We start from the raw sequence: 17,927 nt of genomic DNA, 5'->3' as shown, positions 1-17,927 counted from the left end.
CGGCTCGGGAGACCCGCCGTCGCCTGTCCTCCCATTGTCCTGCTCGGGGGACGATAGCTCCAGGTGTCGGTCAGGTCCGGGAGATTGCCGAGCGCGGAATCAGACCATTGTGCGGGTGAGCCGAGCAGCCCGTTCGGCACGCCGTTCGATGCTCTCCCGGCGCTGGGATCGAAGTTCCACCAAGCTGCGTGCGACGACCGTGGCATGGATCGCGATGACGGCCAGGGAAGCCGAGCCGATCACAGCAAGAAGCACAACCACGACAGATACCGGTCCTTTCGGGTGCGAGCGGGGCCTGCTGCCCGCTCGATCGGGTACCGAGTACGCGGTCCGCCGAATGAGGGCGACCGCGCTCCGTCTCCAACGTGCCCCGGCTTCTCCGGACCAAACACACCGATTCTCCGGTGGGGCGAACGGGACGTGCGATCACGCGAGGGCGACCTCGGCGGTCGCGCGGCCGAAGATCTTGCGCCCGTCGTGCTCGGCGGTGATCGCGATCGTGGCGGCGCGCGCGCCCGCGTCCAGGTGTTTGACCCGGCCCCGGAACTCGATCCGGCCGCCGCTCGCGCCGACGTGGACCGGGCTGGTCAGCCGCACGTTGTAGGCGCGCAGGGCGCCGGGGTCGCCCAGCCATGAGGTGACCAGGTCCACACTGATCCCGATGGTCAACATGCCCTGGGCGACAACGGTTTCCAGTCCCATCCGGGTGGCGAACTCGGCACTCCAGTGGATCGGGTTCGGGTCGCCGGCGACGCCGGCGTAGTTGACCAGGTCGCCGCGGCTGATGGTGAGCGTGCGCGGGGGAAGCTCCTCGCCGGGAACCACGGCGTCGAACCGCCGGGCGCGCGCGCTCGCCGGTACGGCGCGCGGTTCTCGCACGGGCTCGGTGACCGGGCCGACGTACCGCGAGGGCCGGTGCGCTCTCCGGATGTCCGGTCGTGCGCCGTGCATCACGACCGCGTCGACGGAACCCGGAAGTGCGCTGTCGGCGCGCCCGACCATGCTGGTCCGCGAGGTGGCGACAGGCAGGTCGTCCTGGTCCAGGATGGTCTGGCGCAGCACGATGAGGTCGCCACCGAAGGCGCGCCGGAACGAGTCCAGGCAGATCTCGAAGCCGATCCGGTCGCCGGCCAGCAGCGGGCGGTGGAACTCGATCATCTGATCGGTCTGGATCATCCGGCTCAGGTCGTAGCCGGGCAGGATCGTGTCGAACACTTCGGCGTAGGCCAGATAGCCGGGGACCGCACCGAAGGTGGGCGGCGCGAGCAGCCTGTCGTAGCCGAGGTCCGCAGCCGCGTCCTCCGACCAGTGCGCGGGGTGGTAGTTGCGCACCGCACGGGCGTACTCGCGAATCTTCTCGCGTCCGACCTCGTAGTAGTCGCAGGAGCGATACCGACACCCGACCGTCGGCACGTCAAGCGCCGCGGGATCGGTCACCGCGGTCTCATCGGACATCGAATGGATGCTGGACATCGCGGGGGAATCTACCCAACGCGACCCGGAATTCCGGTCAGCCCGCATCGCACGTCGTTTTGCCGCAGCCAGGACCCGGAGATCCGGCGGCCGACCTGCGCCGATCCTGGCGGGCTTCGCGCCGGAAGCCCCGGTCGGCGGTAGTTTGGGGAGTGGGCACCTGGGAAGTCGATCGACAGAACCGGCAGTTTCGCGCGACCACGCCGATTCCGTTTCGAGCCGCCCGGCGTCGCGTCGGGACTTGTTCCTCGGTGCCGCTCGTCCTGACGGTTCGCCGTGGGGTTCCCGCCCGCGGCTCGTAGGAGAGGAGAGAGATGTCTGTTCGGAACTACACCACCGACGACGCCGGTATCCCGGTCCCCAGTGACGAGCACTCGCTGACGATCGGGCCCGACGGCCCGATCCTGCTGAACGACGCCTACTTGATCGAGAAGATGGCGGCATTCAACCGGGAGCGGGTACCCGAACGTCAACCGCATGCGAAGGGCGGCGGGGCGTTCGGCACATTCGAGGTCACCAACGACGTGAGCGCCTACACGATGGCCGAGGTGTTCCAGCCCGGCAAGAAGACGGAGATGCTGGCCCGCTTCTCCACGGTCGCGGGCGAGCGTGGCAGCCCCGACACCTGGCGGGATCCACGCGGGTTCGCGCTGAAGTTCTACACCGAGCAGGGCAACTTCGACATGGTCGGCAACAACACCCCGATCTTCTTCGTCCGCGATCCGATGAAGTTCCAGGACTTCATTCGTTCCCAGAAGCGCCGCGCCGACAACAATCTGCGCGACCACGACATGCAGTGGGACTTCTGGACACTGTCACCGGAATCCGCCCACCAGGTGACCTGGCTGATGGGCGACCGCGGCGTTCCGCGCAGCTGGCGGCACATGAACGGCTATTCCAGCCACACCTATCTGTGGTTCAACGCCACCGGGCAGCGGTTCTGGGTCAAGTACCACTTCAAGACCGATCAGGGTATCGAGTTCTTCACCCAGGACGAAGCCGACCAGATGGCCTCGATGGACACCGATTACCACCTCCGTGATCTCTGGGAGGCGATCGAGGGCGGCAACTACCCGAGTTGGACGCTGAAGATGCAGATCATGCCGTTCGAGGAGGCGAAGACCTACCGATTCAACCCCTTCGACCTGACCAAGGTCTGGCCGCACGGCGACTATCCGCTGATCGAGGTCGGCAGGATGACACTCGATCGCAACCCGGCGGACTACCACACCGAGATCGAGCAGGCGGCGTTCGAGCCGAGCAGTTCGGTACCCGGCACCGGCCCCAGCCCGGACAAGATGTTGCTGGCACGGTGGTTCTCCTACCCCGACGCCCACCGCAACCGCATCGGCGCCAATTACAAAGAGTTGCCGGTCAATACGGCGCACGCCACCACCGTGCGTTCGTACAGCAAGGATGGCGCGATGCGCCATCACAACCCGGGCGACCCGGTGTACGTGCCGAACTCGAAGGGCGGTCCGCACGCCGATCCTTCGGTGGCGGGGCCGGTCCCGAGCTGGTACACCGACGGTGAGATGGTGCGCCAGGCCTACACATTGCGCAAGGACGATGACGACTGGGGCCAGGCGGGCACCATGGTCCGGAAAGTGCTCGACGACGCGGCGCGTCAGCGGCTGGTGAACAACCTCGTGGGGCACCTGCTCAACGGCGTCACGGCGCCCGTGCTCGACCGGGCATTCGAGTACTGGCGCAACGTGGACAAGGATCTGGGTGACCGCGTCGAGACGGGCGTGCGGGCGAAGCAGAACGAGCGTGACCCCAAGGCCGCGGCCCAAGCCAACCCGGCTCGCTCTTCGGCCCAGGCCAAAGCCTGACCCGACGCACTGGGCGGCCGGTGGCGACCGGCCGCTTCGTCGTGCCCGCTTGCCGCGACAGCGGGCACGTCCCTGGCCCGCGTGGCCGATTCCTGGTTATCGTTTCGTTATCTCAATTGTGAGTGTCCGGCTTTGCGCATTCGAATTCGTGCAGAAACATGACTCTCTGGATCCGATGGCTCGACAACACCGTGGTGTTTCGAAATTCATTCGCGGCTCGGTGATATCCCCGTGCCACCCGTATGGGTCCCAACGGGCCTGCCGACGGAGATCGGAGGACCGCATCATGGCGTTCATTGCCGAGGGTGGGCTCGTCGCAGGCGCTGTCGCTCTGGCCGCCGTCGCAGTGCTCGCCGCCGCGCCCGCGAGCGCTGAGCCGTCATCGGTCGGCATACCCGGTGCCTCTGATATCCCCGGGGAGATCCCCATACCCGGTGGATTTCGCGGTTTTTCGGGGATTCTGCGATTCACTCCACCCCAACCCCGGCCGCCGGAGCCACAGATGCCGCTCGGCCGACGCCTCGCCGGCGCGGCGCGCACCGGGCCCGATGCCGCCTACTCCGGCGGTGCGGCCGGATCGGAACTCCTGACACGAGACGCTTTGCGCACCGATACCGTTCGATAGTCTGCTCAGACGGCGTACGGATAGGTTTCCGGCAATTCACCGGACTCCCACCGGGAGGTGCGTTCGAGCGGTTCCAGGGCGGTGGTCCGGTCGATATGGATCACGGCATCGAACTGGTCGGCCACCCGCGCCCGGAAGTAGTGGCTGCGCCGCTCGGTCCGGGGCTGGTAGAGGACGCCGATAGCGCGCTCGAGCAGTGCCGACCGCAGTACCCGGGCGAGGCTGGGATCCTCGAAACCGGTCCAGAAATCGCCTGCACGAGTTTCGTGGAAGAACTTCTCGACGCTGCCGTCCAGCGCGGGCCGCACCCGTTTGCAGTCGGCGGGCGCACCCCAGTCGTCGGCCGCGGTCACCGTCCCCGTGTAGGTGGTGAAGCCGAGGATCCGGCACTGGCTCGGGTAGCGCTCCCGGAGCAATTGCCCGACATTCCATTCGCCAACCGACGCGACTTCCGTGGCGCTCGCATCACCCAGATGGGAATTGTGCGCCCAGACAACCATTTTGGCCGGCGTCCCGAACTGTCTGCCGAGATGGTCGCCGAGCGCCTCGATCGTTTCGACCATGTGCTGATCGCGCAGGTTCCACGACGAGACCCGACCACCGAACATCGTCCGGTAATACTCCTCCGCCGAGCGCACCAGGCGGGCATTCTGTTCGGCGAAGAACTGTTCGTCCTCGGCCACCAGACCGTCCCGCTTCGCGTGCTCGGCCGCGTGCCGCTGGAGGTCGACCAACTGGTCCATCGCCTCCTGCTCGCACGGCGCGCTCGCGCCGAACGCGGCCGAGTACCCGTATTCCTGCCCTTCCGTTCCGTACTGCTCGAAGCACGAGTAGCGTTCGCGTGCCCGGCGTGCGGCGCCGGGATCCACCTCGTCCAGGTAGCGGATCACGTCCTCGGCGGAGCGATACAGGCTGTAGAGGTCCATCCCGTAGAAACCGGTTCGCTCATGCGGCGCCGCGGTGCGCGCGTTGTGCTCGCGCAGCCAGCCGACGAAATCCGACACCACGGTGTTGCGCCACATCCAGGCAGGGAAACGCTCGAACCCGCGCAGGGCCTGCTCGGCGGATCCGTCGTCACCACGACCCAGTACGTATCGGTTCACCCGGTACGCGTCCGGCCAGTCGCCTTCGATCACTACCGCCCGGAAGCCTTTGTGCTCGATCAGCCGTTTCGTCATTTCCGCGCGGGCGGCGTAGAACTCGTGCGTGCCGTGCGAGGCCTCGCCGAACAATACGAAGCGTGCGTCGCCGACCCACTCGAACAGCACGTCGTCCGGCGGTATGCCGTGCGGCGCCTGGACCCGCGTCCGGCGCACGATCGATGCCTGATCCTCCTCCTGGTCCTCGTGCTCCGCCGCTGCGCGCGTGGATGCCGCTTTCCGCAGCAATTCCCGGACCTCGTCGTCGCTGGTCTGGTCGAACTCCCAGTACGCCGCACCGACCGCGTAGAACGGAGCGGGAGTGGTCGCGCACACCACCGCATCGACGACGTGGCTCAGTTCCCGGCAGCTCGACGCGGGCGCGGCGGGGACGGCCACGACGATCCGTGCCGGGCGCAGCTGCCGCACTGCCTCCAGCGCGGCGCGCATCGTCGCCCCCGTAGCCAGCCCATCGTCCACCAGGACCACCGCTTTGCCCGCGACATCCGCAAGCGGGCGGCCCTCGCGATAGGCCGTTTCGCGTCGGCGCAGCTCCCGGGCCTCCTGCTCGGCGACGCGCTGGAAATCGCGCGGGTCGACCCGTTCCGTGCGCAGCACGTCGTCGTTCGTCACGATCACCCCGCCACCGGCGATCGCTCCCATGGCGAACTCCGTGTAGCCGGGAACGCCGAGCTTGCGCACCACGAACACATCGAGGGGTGCGCCCAGTCGCACGGCCACCTCGTACGCGACGGGTACTCCGCCGCGGGGAAGGGCCAGCACGACCACGTCGTCGCGATCGCGGTACTCGTCGAGAAGCCCGGCCAGCACCCGGCCCGCGTCGCGCCGGTCATGGAACATTGTGGCCACCATGTTCTCGCGCTACCCACTCCACCGTCGGGGTAACGGCAATCGGAAAGGCCGAGTCGAACGGTGGCCGGAACCGACGGTCAGCCGGTAGCGGTCCGGCCGTATCGCGGTGGTGTCGGGCGGACCTTGTCGGGCTGCGGCTGTTCGGGACGCGGGATAGCGCGGATCACGACACCGATCGCGCAGCCGATCGCGATGGCGAATGCCGCCCAGCCCGCGCCGGAGGTCACGGTGATCGTGCCCCAATCGCCGAGATGGTGTGGCGGAATCATCGTCCAGTCGAAGGACTCGGTGCGGACCGGGGCCACGGTCGACGGGCACCACAGGACCGCAATCGCCAGGATGCTGCCCGCGGTTCGCGGCTGGAAGGCAGCCGAGCAATACCCGGCGACGATCGCGAGTGCGGCGGTGGCGAGAGTTGGGGCGGCAGCTGCCGGAACGACCACCGCGAGCACTGCGATCACCGGGAGCGTGCCGGCGCCGAGTGCGGGATTGTGCGATCGGGTGCCGGCCATGTGGCCGAGCAGGAGCAGACCGAGCAGGAGCAGCACGCTCCAGCCGGGACGGGGACCGGTGCCGATCGCGCTCCCGGTGGCGCTGAGCGCGACCGCGAGATAGATCGCGATCCCATCTCGGCGTGGCAGCAGCCAGGCGGCGACGGTCGCGGCGAGCAGCGTGCACAGTGCCGTCACGGTGAGCGCGCTGCCGTCGTCGCCCTGACGGTGACGCCAGCTGACGAGGGCCAACTGCGTCATGACGAGCACGACGGCGGCGACGACCGGGGTGAGCGGCAACTCGGGGTAGATCGTTTCCGGCGTCAACCGTTGCCGCGTGACCAGCAGGCTCGCCCCGATGAGGCAGGCCACCGCGCCGAGCAACCACACGGGCTGCGCTTCCAGCATCGACCAGACGCGCGGTTCGGATGTCGCGCGATGCGGGTTGCCGAACAGGCCCGAGGCCTGGGACAGGGTGATGACGAGGAAGGTCCCGATGCCACCGAGCACGAATCCGGTGGCCGGTACCCGGCGGCCGAGTACCGCCACGCCCGTGGCGCCGAGCAGGATTCCACTGCCGATGGCGTCGAGGTACGCGGTGGTGGTCAGCACGTCCGGCGAGGCGCTGTGTTCTTCGAGCGTACGGGTGCCGACCAGCAGCAGCGTCGCCGCCAGTGCGATCGACCACGCCGTGCGTGGCCGGGCGAGACTCACGGCGACGACGGCGGTCACCGCAGCGACCAGGACACCGATCGCCGCTTCGCGAGGCGCGTTCAGCACCAACCTGTTGACCTGATAGGGCGTGCAATTGCAGGACCGGCCGAAACTGAGCGGCACGACCAGCACCAGCCCGGCCACCGCGGTGGCCAGGAAGGCGGTGACGCCCTCGAGTGCTTCGCCTCGTCGCACCACACTACCGGCGTACCCAGCGAGGACCGGCCGAATAGCGCGGCGCGACCGGTCGCCAAAACTGGTACTGACAGCACCTGGATACCTCTAGCACGGTACGGGAGGATCAGGGAATGACCGATGTGGCCGATGTTCAGGCGGTGCGCAAGGCCCGGCGCGCCGAACTGGGAGCGTTCCTGAAATCTCGGCGTGCCAGGATCTCACCGGAGGATGTGGGACTGCCGCCGGGCCCGCGGAGGCGGACTCCCGGTCTTCGGCGCGAAGAGGTCGCTCAGCTGGCTGGGATCGGGATCACCTGGTACACCTGGCTTGAACAAGGCCGCGAAATTAACGTCAGTGTTCAAGTTTTGAATGCGGTGGCGCGGACGTTGTCGTTGGATGCGGCGGAGAAGGCGCATTTGTATCGTTTGGCGGATGTGCCGACGGTGCCGACGGCGCATGCGGGGACGGCGTTGCCGGAGGAGTTGCAGGTGATTTTGGATCATTTGGAGCCGTTGCCGGGTGTGGTGTTGAGTGCGCGGTATGACGTGTTGGCGAACAACAAGTCGTATGAGGCGTTGTGTCCGGGGTTTCTGCTGGGGGAGCGGAATGTGGCGCGCCGAGTGTTTCTGACACCGGAGTGCTGCAATACCTATCACCATAATTGGGATGATCTGCGTCGGATGGTGGGGTATCTGCGTGGCGCGTATGCGAAGAATCTGGGTGATCCGGGGTGGGAGGGGTTCATCGCCGAGTTGTGTGCGGAGAGTGTGGGTTTCGCGTCGTTGTGGGCGTTGAATGATGTGGCGGTTCCGGTGAGTCGGACGAAGCAGGTGCGGAATTTGGCGGTGGGGAGTTGGAGATGTTTTTGACGAGTATGTCGTTGCCGTCGGTTCCGCATGCGTGGATGCAGGTGTATACGCCGGTGGATGAGGTGGCGTGGGGGAAGTTGCGGGCGTTGTTGGCGATGAGTCCGGAGGAGCGGCAGCGTCCGTGGGCGGAGCATCGCGAGCTGTATCACGCTGCGGCGGGGTGAATTCGGTCCGAATGGCGTGCCCTGGAGCCGGGCATGTGGTGGAAGGGTTGGTCCGACTGCTGGTGTTCAATCCTCGGGTGCGCTCCGGTGTCCTGCGCGCGGGGGTGTTCGAGCGGAACGCTGGGGCTTACGGTGCTCTCATTGGTCTTTGGCGTAGCCGCCTTGCCACCATCGGCGCAGCACGGCGAGTTGGTGTTCGGAGAGGGGACCGGAGAGTCGTTGCTGTACTTCGCCGATGTAGGCGAGTTCCTCGTCGGTCCAGTCACGCGTGTGACCGGTGTTGTCACTCATGCCGGGCCGCCGGTAGTGGCGCCTGGCAGCGGGCCAGGCTGACAGCATCGGCTTCGATGGTCGCACAGAAAATCTCGTGAGGCGGTGCTGGACGACAGCACTAGCAGCATCATTTGGGACAGCATTCAGCATGGAGTCACCTCTTTCGTGACCCGTCTGCTGATTCTCTCGACATCGATTGAAGCGCAGGTTTCTTGCTCGCGCCACTCTCGCAGGCAACACGATTCATGCTGTCGGCAGACTGTCATTGCGACGCTGGCTCTCGGGCTGCTGATGTGCGTATGCGGGGCCGGTGTCCACTTGACACAGGTTCAAGTCCCCCCAACCAATCCCGATGCTGCTCATCATGACTGGTCAAAGGCGTGTTTTGCCGAAGCCTGGCGCTGAACGAATCCCATCGGATCCGTGCACGATCACGTCAACGACAATCGTGCTGCCTTGCTCGAAGACGACGAAAGTGTCACCGACACTGCCTGGCGCGAGTTCCAGCCACTGGATTCGCCCCCGAGTGGAGCAAGACGTGGACCCGTGCCCCGATTGCCGCCCCGGAAAATTCGCCGTGGCGGGCGAACTCAGGATCCCGTTGCAGGACACCGCGGAGTCACCGGCGTGCCGCCGGTCCACTCAGCGATGTCCCTTTTACCTGGAACCTTACAAGGTAAGGGACTGTTGCCGAGGTGTTTTCAGTCGATATTCAGTTCGTCTTCACTTTGGGAATCACGCCTGAAGCACTCCGGTGAACAAGAGGACCGTTGGAGCGAGTGCGGTGCCGATCGCTTCGGCTACTGCCCGGTGATTAGGCCCGAGGTCGCTGCCGTCCGGGTGGATATCCTGCGCAGTGAGGAGGTTGTCGGTGAGCCACCCCTGGGTTTCGTCGCCGGGGAACACTACGTTGTTGTCGTCATGGTTGTGCGACAACGAACCGCAGTATGCGATCGAGCTGCAGGACCAGACGCCTCCGCCGCCCTCGGTCGGGAAGTACGTGATGTCGCCACGCACCCGACCGTTCTGCGCCCCGCCGGTACCGGGAACGTAAGGATCGTGGAGCGCGGCGCTGTCCTTGGGGCAACCCGGTGAGGTAGTGGGCGATGTATATACACGGATATGCGTCACTGATCACTGAGCTGGCCGCACAGCCTTCGTCGAGCAGGGCGGTGCCGTTATTGGAGCCCGAACATCTGCTTCAGGCGATCTCGGGTCGCTGTGACAATACGGCCCGCCTTGTTGGTTGGGCGCGAGATCTCAGCGACCTGCACGCCGAATTGATACATTTCAAGCTCGACCGCGAGCTTCTACGAGTCGGTATCACTTGTGAGCAAGTCCGGGCACGAATCGAGGAAGTTGTCGATGATATCAATGTGTGGGCGGCACGCTACGTACCGCGCACGAAAGGCGCGCGCAAACATACACATTCGTTGGGCGAGGTGATCAACCACATCGCAAAGACCTTCGCGGAGGCGTGGTGGACCGTTCTGCATTCAGCGGAAGCCGAAGAGCGGCACCAAGCATGGTTTCACCTGTGCGAAGCTCGTGAAGGATACGCCGAAATGGTGGACCAGATCCGGGAACGGCGCCTCCAATTGCCCTTGGGATGGAGGAGAATCGGATGACGCAGGATGGCCAGGAAACCGTGAGAACTATCGTCTCCTGCAGGCCGCGCACGTGACAGAACGATCAGAACTGCACGCCGCTCCAGTTCTTCCGGAATGCCCGTTTCAGGTGTGGGTGCTCGACGCCCCGCCGTCCGGCAACGACGCCGATGACGGTCCACAATGGCGTGGACCTCGAAACGGGCCCTAGCCATGGTTCCCCCGATCGGCGTCAGAGGAATACCGATAACCTTTGCGCATCCGGGCTCGAGAGCCTGATCCAGATGAAACCGGTTACCCTAATGGGGCCAGACGGAAAGCAGCAGACCAGCTGGTCCTTGATTAGGGAAACGAACCTTCCGTGGACTGGACCGCATTGGGCCGCGGTTCGCGCACGGCCCAGGCCCGCACCGTACCTGCTGCCGAGACGGGACTGGATGCGCGCCCGAGAGGTGTGGATCCACGCCGTCGATCTCGCCGGTTGCGCTCGTTTCGGCGACTTCCCCGGTCGTGCTCGACTCGCCGCTCTCCGGCATCTCGGCACGTCAGTGGCAGTTAGCGACCGTCATTGTGAACTATCACTATCGCTTGCTGACCGGCCCTCCCGAAATTTCACGTTACTCGGAGTAAGCCGTTCTTCCGAATCTTGTTCTGGTTACTCTGGTGCAATAGCGCAGTTAACGGGGACGAAAGGAAGTTCGACCATGCCTGTCACCGCTCCCCGCCGGCAAGGACTCACCGTATCCGGCCGACCCATGTCGTTGCCGTTGAAAGACGTGCGGGCCTTGTCACGGCAGATGGTCGGGCATTTCGTCGAAACCGTCGCCCCCTGCGGCACCTTGCCCGGTGACGCGATCCACGGCGACATCACCATCATCACGCGCGTGTGCTTGGAACTGGCAGTGAGCATGCTGGACGGCAGCAACATTCCGGAAAAGACCGAACAGCTCGAGGACGCCGCGGCCCAATGGGCTCGCGAAGGCGTGCCCATTGGCACCATTCACCACGCCATCCACGAGGGCTTCAAGATCGGCTTCGACCTGGTGGTGTCCCCCGCCTTGGCTCAGCAGCGTGCCTCCGGCTCGGCCGACACCGAGCCGATGCTCACCCCCAGCATCGCCGACTACCAAAGTATCCTCGACGGCGCCAAACTCGTCGTCGAAATGCTCGACAGCATGACCACGGCAGTCTCGGTGGCCTATGTGCGCGAACTTCGCGCGGTCGTGTCGGAGCACCACACCGCGGTGCACACGCTCACCTCGGCGCTGCTCGGGGGGCACCCCACCTCCACCATGGCCCGCGAGTGTGGCATCGACATCTCCGACCGCTATCACGTCATAGCCCTCGCCATTCCGTCCCACCCGGACGAATCCAACCCGATACTGGACGCGCAAGTCGTTGCCCGCCGCAAACTCCGGCGCGCGCAGGCGGAACTGGCCACCCGCTGCGACGACACCGTGCTGTCGCTGCTGTCGATCGACGGCGGCACCCTGCTCATCCCCGCCGATCACATCACCGAGGTTGCTCTGGAGGACCTGATCGGGCACCTGTCGCGGGCGGCCCGCGTGCCCATCACCGCCACCGTGGTCACCGCCCCCACCGACACCGTGCCCACCGCTGCCGATCAAGCCCATCAACTACTCGACATGGTCACCCGGCTGCGGTCGGTGCCGGGCCTGTATCACTTCGACGATCTGGCGCTGGAATACCAGCTCACCCGCCCCGGCCCCGCCCGCGAATATCTCGGGTCGCTGCTCGATCCACTGGACGAACACCCGGAACTCCTGGAGACCCTGCAGGTCCATATCACGCACAACCTCAACCGCCAGCGCACTGCGCGGCTACTGCACGTACACACCAACACCGTGGACCACCGGCTCAAGCGGATCGGTCAGCTCACGGGGTTCGACCCCGCCCAGGCCAGCGGGCTGTGGCACCTGCGCTCGGCATTGGTTGCCCACACTTACCGCAGGTGACCGGAGTGCCGTCGAGCGGATGCGTAATTACTGGTCGATCAGCGTCCGCTGTTCCCGCCGCAGCACGGCGGCGCCCGCGCTGGAGAGCGCCACCCTTCCAATCGCAGACTTCACACCACCCGGTACGCCTATGAGTTGCGAACATAGGGCATGTTTGCGTTTCTCACCCATGCCCGCACCCGACCCGACCGATAGTATTCGTGCAATCAGAATCAGCAGGAGATCGGCATTGACAACGGTCGAAAACGCCCTAGAACAAAGCCGACGAGTTGGAAACAAAACATGGATGACACGCGAAGAACCGAAGCCGACGGATTGCGCGCAACATGGCGGCCGTTTCAGGACCACCTGATCTCCATCGTCGCCGTCCACGAGGCATCCGGCACCACGCCGATCGTATCCTTCGGCCCCGACGATTTTCCCGATCTCGCACAAGCACGAGAACTCCTTCCGGAAATGAATAAGTTGTGGGACGCGGTACGCCACGACTTCTGGACCAAACTCATTCCGCCGCGACCACAGTGTCGACAATGGCGATGGATGCGATCTTGAAACCCCGCGCCCGCTGCTGCGTGCGCATCGGGCTGTCAACCAACGGCCACCGTCATGTGGTTCAACGCGACACAGCCGGAAAAACCCAGGGCTCTCAGCAACCCGACGCGGAAGAACTGGTCAGCAAGCCCGCTGATTCCGCCGGCACAGATAACGGAGTATGTTTCAACGCTGCCCGCCCCGGGATTCGTTCGCCTGGCACGACGAACTAGCACCTGCAGCCTTGCCGCTGTATTCGGCCTGCGCACTGATCATGTCGATTGGAACTCGGCGCTGCCCTTGCGGTCTCCCGCAGGCCGCGCGCGACAGAACGATCAGAACTGCATGCCGCTCCAGTTCTACCGGAATGCCCGTTTCAGGTGTGGGTGCTCGACGCTCCGCCGTCCGGCAACGACGCCGATGACGGTCCACAACGGCGTGGACCTCGAAACAGGCCCTAGCTTGAGTTTTAACCTCTGAGCTGGGTTTTCAGTATCCCGGGTGATCATGGGTGAAGCCCTTGGTTGAATGTCTCCTTGCGACAGAAAGACTTTCGATAACGAAGGGCTTCGGTGAACAGTGTGCACGACACCGGCTGCGCCGGTGCGGTCGGGGAGCTGTCGGCGTTCCGGCGGGAGTTGTATCGGTGCCTGCCCCGGCGGGCGGATGCGGTATTCGATGTGGTGGACGCGGTGTTGTGCGCGGACGGGCCGCTGCGGTCCAGTGCGCCATCAACCGCGTGGAAGGACGATCGGCAGTAGCGCAAGAGCTCGTCATGCCACCTCGGCTCGTTCTCCGGGGAAGCTCCGGTCCGCCTCGCCGCTGAGACCCCCACTCGACGCTCCGCGGTAGCGTCACAACCGGCGGCAAATCGGCGAGACGGGCTTCAACCCGGTGGTGATTGTGGTGCTGAGCTTCCACAGTTCCCCAGTCATCCACCGGTCCAACTCGCAAACCGGTCCGCCTCCCTCGGGCATTACTGCTGGCGCTCGCGCCGGGTACCGCGTTTCTCGGATTCGTCCCGGACCTGCCGACCCGATACGTCGCCGGGCCCGACGTTGTCAACGCGGCCCGCACCTTCTCGTTGCTGCCGCGCTGCCAGGGGGATGCGGCGACTGCGCCAGTTGTCCCCTGGTTGCGGCAGTTCCGGGCCACGGACGCCCGTACAGGCCGTAGGGTTGGCGACGGTGCCCTTTCCTAGCGACAGCAGGCAGGAGTATGTGATGCCGCCGAACAACGGGACCCGTCGTCCGACACAGGAACGCGCCAAGGCGACCCAGGAGCACATTCTCGACACTGCCGCACGCCTGGTCGGCGAACACGGGATCGCCAACACCTCGACCAACCGGATCGCCGCCGAGGCCGGAGTGAGCGTCGGCACCGTCTACCGACACTTCACCGACCGCACGGTCATGGTGGAGAAGCTGATCGAGCGGCTGCTGGAAAATGCCGAACAACGCTTCACTCAGCGCGTGTTCGGCCTCGCCGAGCAAACCACCGCGGAGCTGGTGGCGTCCATTTTGGAGGTCATCACCGACGAGTTGATGGCCAACGCCCAGTTGATACGCGCGATCTCGGCAGGGGTCTCGTTCTACGACACCGGCATCCCCGAGCTCGAACTCCGCCTGCGTCTTTTCGCCAAGGTGGCGGTGATCCAGTTGCTCGGCCCCGGCGACGACCACAAATACGACGTCATGAGCATCGTGTTGATCAACACCGGCATCGCGGCAGCACTCCGCGCGTCGGTGCTCGAGATCGACAACCAGCAACGTACACAGGCCCTCGCCATCACCGCGCGTGCGGTTGCGGCATGGATCGAATCCGAACGCACGCGGGACTCGGCATGACGCAGGTCGAATGCGGAACGATCGGCGCACCGTCAGGTCGCACAACACCCGGCCTCCCAGGCCGCCGGGCAGGAGCGAGTACGTGAGGCCGCCGATGAAGTCGACTCGTCGTCCGGCACAAGAACGCGCGAAGGCGACCCGGGAGCACATCCTCGCTACCGCCGCGCGCCTGTTCGGGGAAGGCGGGATCGCCAACACCTCGACCAACCGGATCGCCGCCGAGGCCGGAGTGAGCGTCGGCACCGTCTACCGCCACTTCGCCGACCGCACGGTCATGGTGGACGAGCTGCTGGAAAGGCTGCTGGAAAATATCGAACAGCACCTCGTTCGCAGCGTGTCCGCCACCGCCGGCAAAACCGTTCTGGAACTAGCCGTCGCCATCCTCGAGGCCATCACTGACGAACTGGTGGCCAACGCCTCACTGGTGCGAGCGCTTGCGGGAGGGCTGGCGTACTACAACAGCGGTCTCCCGGGATTCGAACCACGCCTGCGCGCGCTACTGAAAGTTCTGGTAATTCAGGTACTCGGCTCCGGCAATGAAGACGCCCACGACGTGATGGCGTTCGTTCTGATCAACATCGGTTTCGCGGCGGCAGTCCGCGCCGCACTACTCGATGCTGACACCAGCGAGCGCAAGGAAGTCATCGTCATGACCGCCCGTCTGATCGCGGCAGCCGCTGAAGCCGAGATCGAGGCATCGACAAGCCTCGGATAACCGCCACGCACTATCAGTCACCGGAGCGGCAACTACGTGGGTCGCCGAAAGGTACTGTCCCACATTCGATAACGGCATCGGGCTTGGAGTTGAGCTGGCTGGCCTCCGGCTGTGATCGCGACCTTCGTGCAACTCACAGAACTTCGGCACACTCGAATACGAGGCGGCGTGTCGAAATGGCCTGGTTCGCGAATCGCAGTTCACACGGCGTCGACCCGGATATCGCGTTGGCTGGGCTTGCTGAACGTACGGGCGACGAGCGCCGAACGCAGCTGCCACCAACCAGACGTGGCGGTGGGGTCGAGTCCGGTGAGCTGGGCGATGCGCCTGAGCCGATAGTCGACGGTGTTGGTGTGGATGTGCAGCGAGCGAGCCGTGCGTTGGCGATTGAGGTTGTTGCTGATATGGCTGCGCAAGGTTTGGAGCAGTTCGGGGTGATCGTCGAGGGGGTCCAGCAGCGACTCGAGAGTTTCACGAGCCGGACCCGGCCGGGTCAGCTGGTATTCCAGCGCCATATCGGCGAAGCGGTACAGGTTGGGGGCACCTTGCAGCCGCCGCACCATATCGAGCAGTTCGTGAGCGCGATCGGCTGCATCGGGCACCCCTGCGACCGACGCGGTAACGACGGCCGCTGTCACGGGCACGCGCGCGGCCGCCGACAGCTGAGCCAGCAGTTCGTCGAGGTGCTCGTCGCTCAGCGTCGCAGTCGGGATCAGGATCGTCCCACCGTCCACACTGAGCAACGCGAGCGCGTTCTCGCCGCAGCGGGTAGCGAGTTCGGCTTGGAGGCGGCGCAGTTTGCGGCGGGCTACGACCTTGCCGTCGAGCATCGGATGCTGCTCGTCCGGGTGTTTTGGAATATCCACTGCCAGAACGGAGTACTTGTCGGCGATGCCTAGTCCGCATTCGCGGGCCATTGTTGCGGTGGTGTTTCCCGCCAGCAGCGCGGAGGTGAGAGTGTGGACGGCGGTGTGGTGCTCACTGACCGCAGCCTTGTGCTCACGGACATAGGCGCGGGCGACTGTCGCGCTCATGATGTCGAGCATCTCCACCACCAGTTTCGCGCCGTCCACCAGATTGTCGTAGTCCTTCACCGTCGCGTTCGAGAAGATGAGATCCATACTGACCTTGAATCCTTCATGGATGGAATGCAGGATCGTGTCGATCGGCACGCCTTCCCGGGCCCAACCGGCGGCCGCTTCGGCCAGTCGGCCGGTCTTCGCCGGAATATCCTGCCCGTCCAGCATGCTGACAGACAGCTCGAGACAGACCCGGGCGATGGCAGTGACATCACCGTTGATGATGTCACCGGGCAGCGTGGCGCAGGTTGTCACGTTGTCGATGGAGTGCCCGACCAGCTGCCGAGACACCCCCTGCACGTCCTGTAAGGGTAATGACATCGGTTTGCCCGAGACGGTCAACCCATTCCGGAGTGCCCCAGTGGTTGTCATCGTCGACTCCCTTCCGCCTAGTTGCTGCGGTTCTTCCGGCCGATGGTCCGGTCCGCAGCCGCGTGAGGCCGCGGATTCCCGCGACGAACGCGATTGACCTGTGGCACTTGATCGGTCGGGACCCAACGATAAGGTGATCTCGGGCTCAGCTTCTACTCCTCATTGCCCGACCGCTCGATGTCGGTGAATCATGGCGGTGACCTGCGCCGAAGGCCATTCGTAACAGCGTTCGAAGATATCCGTCAATGGTTCCGCGAGACAGTTGCTCACTTTTGCGGCTGTGCTCACGGTCCGGTTGATCAGGGCTGAATGCCCGATTCAGCCGATCGGCATGCACTCCTGGGGTTACTGGCAGGGCGCTGACACGGTCCTGACCGGTCCTGGCTGCGGGGCTCAGGGAGTGTCGGGGAGTTGAGCAGCTCGTACTTCGGCGTCGAGCCATGCGCCGATCATCTGTGCGGTCATCGCGATGGCCTCGCGGCGTTCGTGGTCGTCGACCTCCAGGGCCGTTGTGCGCAGTACCGCCGCGAAGCCGGTATTGATCAGCACGTATGTCATCATGTCGTACTTGTGATCGTCGCCGGGGCCGAGGAGCTGGATCAACAGCACCTTGACCAGTAGACGCAGACGCGGTTCGAATTCCGGGATGCCGCTGCTGTAGAACTGAACTCCGCCGACCAGCGCGCGCACCAAGTACGCGTGGGCTACCAACTCTTCGGTGAAGAGTTCCAGCATCTCGGTGAGTACCTGCGGAGCCGAGAGGAGCAGCTGCGGAGTCGGGCGCTGCGACAAGTCGGACACCCAATGGGTGAAGCGCCGGTCTGTGTTCTCGAGAAGGCGCTCGAGCAGTTCATCGACGATGGCGGCCCGATCGGGGAAGTACCGATAGACCGTGCCGATGCTCAACCCGGCCGCCGCCGCGATCCGGTTCGTCGACGTTTCAGCGATTCCACGCTCACAGAACAACCGTGCCGCGGTGCCGAGTATGTGCTCCCTGGTTTCCTTCGCGCGCTGCTGGGTCGGGCGACGGTGCTGTGGGGCGGCCTTCTGCGGCATCACACTTCCCTGCCTTGGGGTGAAAACTGAGCTTTACTCATTTCACTGTAGTTGTCGAATGCCACTGCCGCTTGGGGTAGCTTGTTAGGCCATTGAATTCACGGCCGACAG

The 17,927-nt window shown here is 65.0% G+C and carries 18 protein-coding genes; 10 read left to right on the top strand and 8 right to left on the bottom strand.

The annotated features are described in order from the left end of the window. Nucleotides 1-99 precede the first annotated feature (99 nt). Together OHA40_RS00965 and OHA40_RS00960 are read right to left on the bottom strand one after the other, a co-directional pair. The gene (locus OHA40_RS00965; RefSeq protein WP_330231172.1) at nt 100-261 is read right to left on the bottom strand and encodes a hypothetical protein; all 162 of its coding nucleotides are present in this window, start codon (nt 259-261) and stop codon (nt 100-102) included. A 165-nt stretch (nt 262-426) separates the two neighbouring features. Continuing rightward, nucleotides 427-1,455, bottom strand: coding sequence for a fused (3R)-hydroxyacyl-ACP dehydratase subunits HadA/HadB (locus OHA40_RS00960; RefSeq protein WP_330231171.1), 1,029 nt, complete (start codon nt 1,453-1,455; stop codon nt 427-429). Nucleotides 1,456-1,787: 332 nt separating this feature from the next. On the opposite strand from OHA40_RS00960, the gene OHA40_RS00955 reads away from it, so the two are divergent. Next, nucleotides 1,788-3,308 (top strand): catalase, encoded by a 1,521-nt coding sequence (locus OHA40_RS00955; protein WP_330231170.1) that lies wholly within the window; start codon nt 1,788-1,790, stop codon nt 3,306-3,308. Nucleotides 3,309-3,594: 286 nt separating this feature from the next. After that, nucleotides 3,595-3,933 carry a hypothetical protein gene (locus tag OHA40_RS00950; protein ID WP_330231169.1) on the top strand — a complete coding sequence of 113 codons (339 nt, stop codon included), beginning with the start codon at nt 3,595-3,597 and terminating at the stop codon, nt 3,931-3,933. Nucleotides 3,934-3,938: 5 nt separating this feature from the next. Here the strand turns inward: OHA40_RS00950 and OHA40_RS00945 are convergent, their stop codons facing one another. Together OHA40_RS00945 and OHA40_RS00940 are read right to left on the bottom strand one after the other, a co-directional pair. Further along, a complete protein-coding gene (locus OHA40_RS00945; protein WP_330231168.1) occupies nt 3,939-5,945 on the bottom strand; it encodes an erythromycin esterase family protein in 2,007 nt (668 codons plus the stop codon). A 77-nt stretch (nt 5,946-6,022) separates the two neighbouring features. After that, entirely contained in the window at nt 6,023-7,348 is a 1,326-nt protein-coding gene (locus OHA40_RS00940) for a hypothetical protein (RefSeq protein ID WP_330231167.1), read from the bottom strand. 110 nt (nt 7,349-7,458) lie between these two features. Here OHA40_RS00940 and OHA40_RS00935 point away from each other — a divergent pair, with 110 nt between their 5' ends. Both OHA40_RS00935 and OHA40_RS00930 read left to right on the top strand, forming a co-directional pair. After that, on the top strand, nt 7,459-8,196 hold the full coding sequence (locus OHA40_RS00935; RefSeq protein WP_330231166.1) for a helix-turn-helix transcriptional regulator: 738 nt from the start codon (nt 7,459-7,461) through the stop codon (nt 8,194-8,196). Next, a complete protein-coding gene (locus tag OHA40_RS00930; protein WP_330231165.1) occupies nt 8,187-8,360 on the top strand; it encodes a hypothetical protein in 174 nt (57 codons plus the stop codon). The genes OHA40_RS00935 and OHA40_RS00930 overlap by 10 nt, the downstream gene beginning before the upstream one ends. A 138-nt stretch (nt 8,361-8,498) precedes the next feature. Here OHA40_RS00930 and OHA40_RS00925 read toward each other — a convergent pair whose 3' ends face one another. Then, nucleotides 8,499-8,651: a hypothetical protein gene (locus OHA40_RS00925; protein ID WP_330231164.1), complete on the bottom strand. Its 153-nt coding sequence runs from the start codon at nt 8,649-8,651 to the stop codon at nt 8,499-8,501. A gap of 717 nt (nt 8,652-9,368) precedes the next feature. After that, nucleotides 9,369-9,569 (bottom strand): hypothetical protein, encoded by a 201-nt coding sequence (locus OHA40_RS00920; RefSeq protein WP_330231163.1) that lies wholly within the window; start codon nt 9,567-9,569, stop codon nt 9,369-9,371. A 170-nt stretch (nt 9,570-9,739) separates the two neighbouring features. Between OHA40_RS00920 and OHA40_RS00915 the strand changes: the two genes are divergently transcribed. The 6 genes from OHA40_RS00915 (at nt 9,740) to OHA40_RS00890 (ending at nt 15,309) form a co-directional block, all read left to right on the top strand. Beyond that, nucleotides 9,740-10,261, top strand: coding sequence for a hypothetical protein (locus OHA40_RS00915; RefSeq protein ID WP_330231162.1), 522 nt, complete (start codon nt 9,740-9,742; stop codon nt 10,259-10,261). 683 nt (nt 10,262-10,944) lie between these two features. Then, the gene (locus OHA40_RS00910; protein WP_330231161.1) at nt 10,945-12,216 is read left to right on the top strand and encodes a PucR family transcriptional regulator; all 1,272 of its coding nucleotides are present in this window, start codon (nt 10,945-10,947) and stop codon (nt 12,214-12,216) included. A gap of 282 nt (nt 12,217-12,498) precedes the next feature. Beyond that, nucleotides 12,499-12,768 carry a hypothetical protein gene (locus tag OHA40_RS00905; RefSeq protein ID WP_330231160.1) on the top strand — a complete coding sequence of 90 codons (270 nt, stop codon included), beginning with the start codon at nt 12,499-12,501 and terminating at the stop codon, nt 12,766-12,768. A gap of 551 nt (nt 12,769-13,319) precedes the next feature. After that, nucleotides 13,320-13,508, top strand: a complete 189-nt coding sequence (locus OHA40_RS00900; RefSeq protein ID WP_330231159.1) for a hypothetical protein — start codon at nt 13,320-13,322, stop codon at nt 13,506-13,508. A 426-nt stretch (nt 13,509-13,934) separates the two neighbouring features. Continuing rightward, nucleotides 13,935-14,594, top strand: coding sequence for a TetR/AcrR family transcriptional regulator (locus tag OHA40_RS00895; protein WP_330231158.1), 660 nt, complete (start codon nt 13,935-13,937; stop codon nt 14,592-14,594). An 82-nt stretch (nt 14,595-14,676) separates the two neighbouring features. Further along, nucleotides 14,677-15,309 (top strand): TetR/AcrR family transcriptional regulator, encoded by a 633-nt coding sequence (locus OHA40_RS00890; RefSeq protein ID WP_330231157.1) that lies wholly within the window; start codon nt 14,677-14,679, stop codon nt 15,307-15,309. 200 nt (nt 15,310-15,509) lie between these two features. Here OHA40_RS00890 and OHA40_RS00885 read toward each other — a convergent pair whose 3' ends face one another. After that, nucleotides 15,510-16,760: a PucR family transcriptional regulator gene (locus OHA40_RS00885; RefSeq protein ID WP_330231156.1), complete on the bottom strand. Its 1,251-nt coding sequence runs from the start codon at nt 16,758-16,760 to the stop codon at nt 15,510-15,512. 393 nt (nt 16,761-17,153) lie between these two features. Then, nucleotides 17,154-17,816 (bottom strand): TetR/AcrR family transcriptional regulator, encoded by a 663-nt coding sequence (locus tag OHA40_RS00880; protein WP_330231155.1) that lies wholly within the window; start codon nt 17,814-17,816, stop codon nt 17,154-17,156. Between the last annotated feature and the right edge of the window lie 111 nt (nt 17,817-17,927).

The organism is Nocardia sp. NBC_00508 (genome assembly GCF_036346875.1).
Taxonomy (GTDB): domain Bacteria; phylum Actinomycetota; class Actinomycetes; order Mycobacteriales; family Mycobacteriaceae; genus Nocardia.
This window is presented reverse-complemented; position numbering and strand designations above follow the sequence as displayed.